Origin of the sequence: Streptomyces lycii (assembly GCF_009735685.1) — a bacterium.
GTDB lineage: Bacteria > Actinomycetota > Actinomycetes > Streptomycetales > Streptomycetaceae > Streptomyces > Streptomyces lycii.
Genome location: NZ_WHPN01000377.1, coordinates 1 through 8,564, shown reverse-complemented (window position 1 = coordinate 8,564; position 8,564 = coordinate 1). Strand labels below are relative to the sequence as shown.

9 protein-coding genes are annotated in these 8,564 nt (G+C 72.3%); 3 read left to right on the top strand and 6 right to left on the bottom strand.

Annotation, left to right across the window (positions count from 1 at the left end):
- Positions 1-250 precede the first annotated feature (250 nt).
- Positions 251-637 (bottom strand): DUF2267 domain-containing protein, encoded by a 387-nt coding sequence (locus tag GCU69_RS25815; RefSeq protein WP_098750096.1) that lies wholly within the window; start codon positions 635-637, stop codon positions 251-253.
- 121 nt (positions 638-758) lie between these two features.
- Positions 759-1,115 carry a PRC-barrel domain-containing protein gene (locus GCU69_RS25810; protein WP_098750095.1) on the bottom strand — a complete coding sequence of 119 codons (357 nt, stop codon included), beginning with the start codon at positions 1,113-1,115 and terminating at the stop codon, positions 759-761.
- A gap of 126 nt (positions 1,116-1,241) precedes the next feature.
- Here GCU69_RS25810 and GCU69_RS25805 point away from each other — a divergent pair, with 126 nt between their 5' ends.
- Positions 1,242-1,484, top strand: a complete 243-nt coding sequence (locus GCU69_RS25805) for a hypothetical protein (protein WP_098750094.1) — start codon at positions 1,242-1,244, stop codon at positions 1,482-1,484.
- Positions 1,485-1,581: 97 nt separating this feature from the next.
- The gene (locus GCU69_RS25800) at positions 1,582-2,373 is read left to right on the top strand and encodes a VOC family protein (RefSeq protein WP_156207319.1); all 792 of its coding nucleotides are present in this window, start codon (positions 1,582-1,584) and stop codon (positions 2,371-2,373) included.
- A gap of 30 nt (positions 2,374-2,403) precedes the next feature.
- On the opposite strand, the gene GCU69_RS25795 is transcribed toward GCU69_RS25800, so the two are convergent.
- The 3 genes from GCU69_RS25795 to GCU69_RS25785 are packed head-to-tail and all read right to left on the bottom strand — an operon-like array spanning position 2,404 to position 6,173.
- Positions 2,404-3,663: a glucarate dehydratase family protein gene (locus GCU69_RS25795; protein WP_098750092.1), complete on the bottom strand. Its 1,260-nt coding sequence runs from the start codon at positions 3,661-3,663 to the stop codon at positions 2,404-2,406.
- A complete protein-coding gene (locus GCU69_RS25790) occupies positions 3,660-4,604 on the bottom strand; it encodes a 5-dehydro-4-deoxyglucarate dehydratase (protein ID WP_098750091.1) in 945 nt (314 codons plus the stop codon). Before GCU69_RS25790 ends, GCU69_RS25795 begins: the two co-directional genes overlap by 4 nt.
- A gap of 51 nt (positions 4,605-4,655) precedes the next feature.
- On the bottom strand, positions 4,656-6,173 hold the full coding sequence (locus GCU69_RS25785) for a sodium:solute symporter family protein (RefSeq protein ID WP_098750090.1): 1,518 nt from the start codon (positions 6,171-6,173) through the stop codon (positions 4,656-4,658).
- Positions 6,174-6,308: 135 nt separating this feature from the next.
- Here GCU69_RS25785 and GCU69_RS25780 point away from each other — a divergent pair, with 135 nt between their 5' ends.
- Positions 6,309-7,118 carry an IclR family transcriptional regulator gene (locus GCU69_RS25780; RefSeq protein WP_098750089.1) on the top strand — a complete coding sequence of 270 codons (810 nt, stop codon included), beginning with the start codon at positions 6,309-6,311 and terminating at the stop codon, positions 7,116-7,118.
- 61 nt (positions 7,119-7,179) lie between these two features.
- Here the strand turns inward: GCU69_RS25780 and GCU69_RS25775 are convergent, their stop codons facing one another.
- Positions 7,180-8,241: a S1 family peptidase gene (locus GCU69_RS25775; RefSeq protein ID WP_156207318.1), complete on the bottom strand. Its 1,062-nt coding sequence runs from the start codon at positions 8,239-8,241 to the stop codon at positions 7,180-7,182.
- Positions 8,242-8,564 lie beyond the last annotated feature (323 nt).

The window sequence follows — 8,564 nt, the reverse complement described above, 5'->3', positions numbered from 1 at the left end:
GGGTGGGCACCGGACCGGGGCCCGGGCCGGGCTCGGGTCCCGGCGGCCCGGGCGCGGGGTTCGGCGACGGCGGCACCGGATCCGGGTGCGTGGGGTCGGGGTGGCCTGGGGGCTGAGGTGTCGTCATGTCCGGTCCTTCCCTCGTGGTCCCACGGCTCGAACGGCGTACGGCTCCGCCGGCGCCGGGAACCGGCGGCCCGGCGGCTGAACGGCTCCGCGGCTCCGGCGGCCCGGCGGGCGGGGCCACCGCTCAGCCGGCCAGCTCCGGGAAACCGAACAGGTCGGCGTACCCGGACGGCAGCCGGCTCAGGACCTTGTTACGCTCACCGCCGCTGATCTGCTCGGCGAGCGTGGACAGCACCGTACGGGTGTGCGCCTCGGCGCTCTCCAGGTCGTCCCCCGTGGTCTCGGCGATGCGGGTCAGGAACTCCCGCACACCCCAGTCCTGCGGAGTCGCGACGGCGTCGTTGAGCATGTCGGCCATGGGCTCGGGCAGTTGGTCGGCCAGATGGCCGGCCACGTCCGCGGTCAGGCGCGTGCCCAGGGCGGTCAGTACGGCCTCGGTGATCCGCTCCGCCTCGTCGGGGGTGTAGCCGCCGCGCTCGCGCACAACGGTGAGGAAGGCTCCATACGGCATCGGACGCTCACTCCTTGTGTGTCCTGGTGGTCGACCCGCCCCTGGTTTCACGCCTGATCAACACCCGTCCGGGTTTCCGTCCGCCTCCGCTTCAAACGGCGTGCGGCCCCCTCGCAGCCTCTCAGCGCCGGGCCAGGCGGCGTCCGCCCCCGGTGTCCGCCCGGTGCTCGAAGCCGTAGTGGGAGAACACGGCGCCTTCGTCGGCGGCAGGCAGCTCGCCCTCCATGCCGATGGACGGCGCGTCCTTCACCTGCTTCTTCGAGACGGTCACCCGTACGTAGTCGGGCCCCACCGTGGCGCCGGCCAGTGGCACGAAGGCCAGCCTGCGCCGGGTGGGCAGGCCGACGACGACCGTGGCGAACGCCGGCTGGTCGGTGGCGGTGTCGACGTACACCGCTTCCAGCTCGCCGATCTTGCTCCCGTCACCGTCCACCACATCGTGGCCCCGCCACTCGCGGATGTTTCCGGCCTCGAACATGGAACGCCTCCGTCTCCGCGGGCACGGTCCCGCTCTCTCCGTCCTACCGCCCCGCGGCCCGGAGCGCCCGCCGGGGAGGTACGGACGGTGGCCCGGGACGCCGAGCGTGGGCCTATGATTCGTGGCGTGGCGAGTGACGAGGTGCGCCGGCTGGCGCGGATCAGGATGCAGGCGACCGGCGAGACCTTCGAGAAGGCACTGGCCGCCCTCGAGGGACGCCCTCACCAGCCCGCCGCCGGCATCCCGCAGCAGGCGCCCGGCAGCCACGACACGCCGCGGGACGGGGACGGGGCGGAGGGCCCCGGGGAGAACACGGAGAACGTCGTCCTGCTGCGGTCCGACAGCGGCGACCGCGAGTCCGGCGGCTGACCGCCCGTCGCACTTCCCCGCCGCTCGGAGAGCGGTGACCGTCCGCTGCTGCCATGCTGGACCCGCCGGGGAACGCGACCGTGCGGGAAGGACTGCCATGCTCACGACCGATTACGTCCCGGGAGCCCCTGTCTGGATCGACCTGGGGACCCCCGACATCGAGGCCGCGGTCGGTTTCTACGGGCACGTCTTCGGCTGGGTCTTCGAGTCCGCCGGGCCGGGCGCCGGGGGCTACGGCATGTTCAAGCTCGGCGGCGAGACCGTGGCGGCCATCGGGCCGATGTCCGAGGAGGACTCCGACCCGGGCTGGTCGCTGTACTTCCACACCTCGGACGCCGACGCCACCACGCGGGCGGTCGAGCAGGCGGGCGGCACCGTCGAGCTGCCCCCGATGGGCGTGTTCGACCTGGGACGCATGGCGCACTACACGGACCCGGCCGGCGCCCGGTTCGCCGCGTGGGAACCTGCCGGGAACGGCGGCCTGGACGCGGTGGGCGAGCCGGGCACGCTGTGCTGGACCGAGCTCTACAGCACGGACGCGGCCACCGCCCGGGACTTCTACCGGGCCGTCTTCGGCTGGGTGCTCCAGGACGCGCCGGTCGGCGGCGGTCTGGACTACGCGCTGGTCTCCCCCGCCGGCGACGGCCCCGACACCTCCCAGGGCGGCATCATGCAGCTGCCGGCGGAGAACATCGCGGCCGGCACCACCTCCGACTGGCACCCGTACTTCGAGGTCGCGGACTGCGACGCCGCCCTCGCCGCGGCGGCCGGGCGCGGCGGCACCGTGCTGATCCCGGCCGAGCACGCGCCGGGAGTGGGGCGGCTGGCGATGCTCAAGGATCCCTTCGGCGCGCCCTTCGCCCTGCTCACGCCCGATACCGCCGCGTGACGCCGCGGCCGCCTCAGCGGCCCGGCGCCCTCACCACCTTTCCGTGTTGGGTTCGAACGTCCCGACGTACCGGCGCATATAGGTGACGTCGTCCCGTTTGGTCAGGCCGCAGCGCAGATAGTCCTCGTGGGCGCGGGCGAGCGCGTCCGGGTCGAGTTCCACCCCGAGGCCGGGCCCGTCGGGGACCTTCACGGCGCCGTCCCGGAACTCGAGGGTGCCGGGGGCGACGACGTCCGAGGACTTCCAGGGCCAGTGCGTGTCGCAGGCGTAACTGAGGTGCGGGGTCGCCGCGGCGACGTGCACCATCGCGGCCAGGCTGATGCCGAGATGGCTGTTGGAGTGCATGGACAGGCCGACGCCGAAGGACTCACAGGCCACGGAGAGCGCCTGGGTGTCGCGCAGCCCGCCCCAGAAGTGGTGGTCGGACAGGACGACGCCCACGGCGTTCGCCCGGAACGCCGGGGCCAGGTCCGCGAAGCGCACCACGCACATGTTGGTGGCCAGCGGCATGCCGGCGTGCTCGGCCACCCGGGCCATCCCGGCGATGCCCGGGGTGGGGTCCTCCAGGTATTCGAGGACGCCGTCGAGCTGCCTGGCGACCTCGATGCCCGTCTCGGGCTTCCAGGCCCCGTTGGGGTCGATCCGCAGCGGGTGGTCCGGGAAGGCCTCGGCGAGGGCCCGTACCGCCTCGATCTCCTGCTCCGGCGGCAGCACACCGCCCTTGAGCTTGATGGAGCGGAAGCCGTACGTGTCGACCATCCGGCGGGCCTCGCCGACGACCTGGTCGGGGGTGAGGACCTCGCCCCAGTCGTCGGCCCGGTCGTCGTCGAGGTGGGCGCCGTACTTGTAGAAGAGGTACGCCGAGAACTCCACCTCGTCCCGGGCCCGGCCGCCGAGGAGGTCGGAGACCGGGCGGCCCAGGATCTTGCCCTGGGCGTCGAGGGCGGCTACCTCGAACAGGGAGTAGACGCTGGCGAGTGTCTTGCCGACGGAGAATCCTCCGGTGAGCCCGTGCTGGTCGGCGTAGACGGCTCCGCCGATGGTCCGCGCCACGATCCGCCGCAGGCCGGGGAGGTCGAACACGTCCCAGCCGGCGAGTTCCGCGGCCACCTTGCGGGCCTGGGTGAGGAAGGCCTCGTCGCCGTAGGACTCGCCGAGGCCGGTGGTGCCGTCCTCGCCGACGAGTTGCACGACGCTGCGCAGGGCGAAGGGTTCGTGCACGCCCATGGCGTTGAGCAGCGGCGGGTCGGCGAACGCGACAGGGGTGAGGACGGCTTCGCGGATCTTCACCGGCCGCCCTCCCCCAGCGCGGCGAGGGTGTCCAGGCCCGACGCGATGATCTCCTCCAGCCGGCGGAGCTGGCCCGGGTCGGGCTCGGCGAGCGGCGGCCTGACAGTCCCGGCCTTGTGGCCGCGGAGCCGGGCGGCGGCCTTGACCAGGGAGACGGCGAAGCCGGGGGTCTCGTCGCGGAGGGCCACCAGCGGCAGGTAGAAACCGCTGAGCAGCGCGTCCATGGTGGCGTCGTCGCGTTCGGTCAGGGCGCGGTGGAAGCGGGCGGCGATCTCGGGGACGTAGCAGTGGACGGCCGAGGAGTAGCGTTCGACGCCGATCGCCGCGTAAGCGCGGGCGGAGACCTCGGCGGTCGGCAGTCCGTTGAAGAAGAGGAAGTCCTTCCCGCGCCCGCCGGAGGCCCGTACGGCGGTGACGATACGGCTCATCAGTTCCACGTCGCCGTGGCCGTCCTTGATGCCGATGACCGACGGGATGTCCAGCAGCGCCACGGCCGAGGCCTCGGAGAAGACGCTGGTGGCGCGGTGATAGACGATCAGCGGCACGTCGGTCGTGCCGACCGCGTACCGCACATGGGCGACGAGTCCGGACGGCGGGCCGGAGACCAGGTACGGCGGGAGGAGCAGCACCCCGTCGGCGCCGCCCTCCTGCGCCGCCTCGACCCCGGCCCGGGCCGCCGCCGCGCCGCCGCCGGCCCCGGCCCACACCGGCACCCGTCCGTCGACGACCTCGCGGGCGGTGCGGAGCAGGGCGGACAGCTCCTCCGTGGTCAGCGAGCTGAACTCCCCGGTGCCGCAGCCCACGAACAGCGCTCCCGCGCCGGCGGCCACATGGGTCTCGACGTTGTGGGCGAAGGCGTCGAGGTTCACTTCGAGGTTCTCGGTGAACGGGGTGAGCGGGAAGGCCAACAGGCCGTTCAGTCCGGTCGCGGGCTGGGTCATGTCAGTTCTGCTCTCCTCGGAAGGGTGTGCCGGTGCGGTCGCACAGGCCGTTCACACGGTTACGGCGGGGCCCGGGGACGGGCGGCCGGAGCCGTCGGTGTCGTCGTCCTCACGACCGGCGATGTCGATGATCTCGTCCGTGCGTTCACTGCGTTCCGGCAGGAGCAGGCCGAGGCCGGTGTAGAGGGCGAGCGAGACCAGGATGGGCGTGACGACGATGACCGTCTGGGACGAGTCGAGCGCGTAGTAGACGAAGGCGTAGGTGCCGAGGCCGCCCGCCCAGGAGACCAGTGCGGCGCGCGAACCGCAGCTGCGGAACCAGGGGAGCATGCCCAGCAGCAGCGGGATGGAGATCGGCCCCATCAGGGCTCCGACCCACGAGACGACGATGGAGAGCACACCACCGAGGTTCTGTGCCTGGGTGGCGACGATCATGCTGAAGGTGATGAATGAGAACGTGGTGATGCGCGCGGCGTTGAGGCGCTGCTGCTCGGTGAAGGCGCGCGCCCGGTTCCACATCACGGGGAGCATGTCGCGGGTGATGACGGAGGAGATGGCGTTGGCGTCCGAGGCGACCATCGCCATGGTGTGCGAGAAGAAGCCCGCCAGGACCAGTCCGACCATGCCGGCCGGGAGCAGGGTGGTCGTCATGACGGCGTACGAGGTGGTGGGGTCCTCCAGGCCGGGGACGATCAGCGGCGCCGCGAACATGGGGAACATCAGGACGAGCGGCCAGACGAGGTAGAGCGTGGCGGAGAGTATCGCGCCGCGGCGGGCCGCGTGGGTGTCCGGCGCGGCCATGTAGCGCTGCGCGAGGTTCCACATGCCGCCGTTGTACTCGAGGGTCTTCACCAGGATGTAGACCATCAGGAAGACGGTGGTGTACTTCGCGGTGGTCGGGGACAGGTGGCCCTCCGGCAGGTCGCCCCACAGGGTCCACAGGCCGGAGACGCCGCCGAGTTCGGCGAGGACGGCCCAGATCATGACGATCGCGGCGAGGCCCTGGATGATGAACTGGCCGAAGTCGGTGAGGGCGTCGGCCCACAGCCCGCCGGCGGTGCAGTAGGCCATGGTGACGGTGCCGGTGATGATGATGCCGAGGGTCAGCGGGACCCCCGCGAAGGAGTTCAGCAGCACCGAGACGGCGAACCACTTGGACGCGACGTCGAATATCTTCAGCAGGCTGCCGCTCCAGGCGAGGGCCTGCTGGGTGGGGATGTTGTAGCGCTCGGCGAGGTATTCCAGCGGTGACGCGACGCCCAGCCGGGAGCTCAGCCGGTTCCAGCGGGCGGCGAACAGCCAGGCACCGATGGCGGTTCCGATGCCGATCGTCGCGAAGGCCCAGAAGTAGACGGTGATGCCGTCGGTGTAGGCGACCCCCGCGAAGGCGACGAACATCACGGCGCTGTAGCCGGACATGTGGTGCGAGATACCGGTGAGCCACCAGGGCATCCGGCGGCCGGCCAGGTAGAAGTCCTTCACATCGTGGACTCTCCGGCGCGACCACCAGCCGATGGCGACCATGACCCCGAAGTATCCGCAGACCACGGTCCAGTCGAGTGCATGCACAGCGCGACCCCTCTCAATGTTCACATACGTGAATGGAGTCAGTCAGGTGAATATCGTCCGTACACCTGAATGGCGTTCGGGAAGCTAATATGACCTGGATCACCTGTCAACGGTTCTGACACGGAGGAGCAGCCCATGCCGCGACCGACCGCCCCCTCGCCCGCCGGGAGCGGCACGGAGCCCGGCGGCGCCTCCGGGGTGAAGTCAGCCCGTCGTGCCGTCGACCTGATCGAGACGTTCGCCGCGAACGAGAGCTGGCTGAGCCTCGGCGACCTGCACACCATGACGGGCGTCCCCCGGTCGAGCCTGCACGGCCTGCTGCGCACCCTGCACGAGGCCGGGTGGCTGGAGACCGACGGCACGGGCGGCTACCGGCTGGGGGTGCGGGCACTCATCTGCGGCACCGCGTATCTCGACCGGGACCCGGTGATCCCGTACGCGACCGAGACGCTGGAGACCATCCGGGAGAAGACCGGCTTCACCGCCCACTACGCGCGCCGGAACGGCGACCAGATCGTCTATCTGGAGACCCGGGAGTCCCGCCACTCCGCCCATCTCGTCTCCCGGGTCGGCCGCACCCTGCCCGCGCACGCCACCGCGCTCGGCAAGGCGCTGCTCGCCGAACTCACCCCGGACGAGATCGCCGCGGTGCTGCGACGACCGCTGTCCGCGCTCACCCCGAACACGATCACGACACTGGACGCGCTGCACACCGCGTGCGCCGAGACCCGCGAGCGGGGCTACGGGCTGGAGACGGAGGAGGGCACCCCGGGCGTCCGCTGTGCCGCCGCCGTCGTCCCGTACCGCATCCCGGCGACCGACGCGGTCAGTTGCTCGATGCCGACGGACCAGGTCACCGAGCAGGACGTACGGGAGGTCGGCGCCCTGCTCGCCGAGGTGGCCGCGGGCCTGGGGCGGCGGCTGCGGCGGGAGGGCATCCGCTGAGCCCGGACGCGCGGACGGNNNTGCGTGCCGGGGGCTCGCGCCGTCTCGGGGCGCCGCCGGATCAGCCGATCCGCGCCTCGTAGGCCTCCAGCGCCTCGGGAACCGGCTGGTAGTACGTCGTGCCGCCGGTGGTGCAGTTGCCGCTGCCGCCGGAGGTCAGGCCGAGGGCCGTCTCCCCGTCGAACAGCGGGCCGCCGCTGTCACCGGGCTCCGCGCACACGGTGGTCCTGATCAGGCCGTGCACCGAGCCCTGCTGGTAGTTCACCGTCGCGTTGAGCCCGGTGACCCAGCCACCGCGGACCTGGGTGGTGCTGCCGCTGCGCCGGACCCGCTGGCCGACGATCGCGTCACCCGCCTCGGTGATCTCCTGGGTGCCGCCGTAGAGGTTGACCTGGCTCGGGTGCGGTTCGTCCGAGGTGTAGCGGACGAGCGCGAAGTCGTCGTCGGGGAAGCGGGAGTCCTCCGTCACACCGTCCTGCGGGCCGCCCCGGAAGGCGGACCACGCGGTGCCCGTGTCACCGCAGTGACCGGCCGTCAGGAAGTACGGCTCTCCGTTCCTGACGACGTTGAAGCCCAGCGAACAGCGGACCCGGCCCGACCAGATCGCGTCACCGCCCGAGAGATAGGGCTGGATCTCGGAGTCGATCCGCCGCAGGTCAGCCCGGGAGCCGAGCCGGTCCACGACGGACGCGAGCCGCTCCAGCGCGGCGCCGGTGACCGTGCGGTCGGCGGTCACGACGACCTTGTTGGCGCGGGGGTCGGACGCCCACGAGGTGCCGGGGATGGTGGCACGCTTGGTCAGGGACGTTTGGGCCGCGTCGAGTTCGGCCAGCGAGTGCTCGACGATCCGGGCTTCGGCTCCGGCCCTGCGAACCCGGTTCGCCGCCGATTCGTTCAGGACGTTGACCACGAGCTTCTGCGTCTCGGCCTCGTAGTAGGCCCCGGCCGCGTCGTCGCCCAGCTGGGCGGCGATCGTGGCCGAGAGCTTGCCGGCCGCGACGGGTGAGAGCGCGGCCGGGCTCGGCTCGGGCGCGGCGGCGGCCGGGAAGGCCAGGGCCGCGGCCGCGAGGACGGCCGCGCCGGTGGCGGCGACGGCGGCTCGGGGCCGGGAGAATCGGTACATCAACTCACTGCCTCCTGTGGGGGGCGGGCCCGGAACTGGGGACATCCGGGCCCGAGGTGGTCGGCGTATGCCGATCCTCGCCCGGCTGCGCCGGGGGCGCGCTGCCACGGAGGGCAAACGGGTGATCACGCTCTGCGCCGGGTCGCGCCCTGTGGCGGCCGGCCGGACGGTCAGGCCCCCGCACGCCGCCTCTCTCGATACCGGCCGCCTTCCGCGCGACCGCCGAGGCGGGCCTGCCCGGGAGCGGGCCGCGCCCGCTGCGTCGCCGGCGGGCACAGCCGCCGGACCGGTGGCGGCCGGCTGCCGGACTTCGCGCCGGTGGT

Coding starts and splice junctions, on each gene's coding strand:
- GCU69_RS25780 (WP_098750089.1), top strand. CDS start 6,309: ATGCCGCGACCGACCGCCCCCTCGCCCGCCGGGAGCGGCACGGAGCCC.
- GCU69_RS25800 (WP_156207319.1), top strand. CDS start 1,582: ATGCTCACGACCGATTACGTCCCGGGAGCCCCTGTCTGGATCGACCTG.
- GCU69_RS25810 (WP_098750095.1), bottom strand. CDS start 1,115: ATGTTCGAGGCCGGAAACATCCGCGAGTGGCGGGGCCACGATGTGGTG.
- GCU69_RS25775 (WP_156207318.1), bottom strand. CDS start 8,241: ATGTACCGATTCTCCCGGCCCCGAGCCGCCGTCGCCGCCACCGGCGCG.
- GCU69_RS25790 (WP_098750091.1), bottom strand. CDS start 4,604: ATGACCCAGCCCGCGACCGGACTGAACGGCCTGTTGGCCTTCCCGCTC.
- GCU69_RS25815 (WP_098750096.1), bottom strand. CDS start 637: ATGCCGTATGGAGCCTTCCTCACCGTTGTGCGCGAGCGCGGCGGCTAC.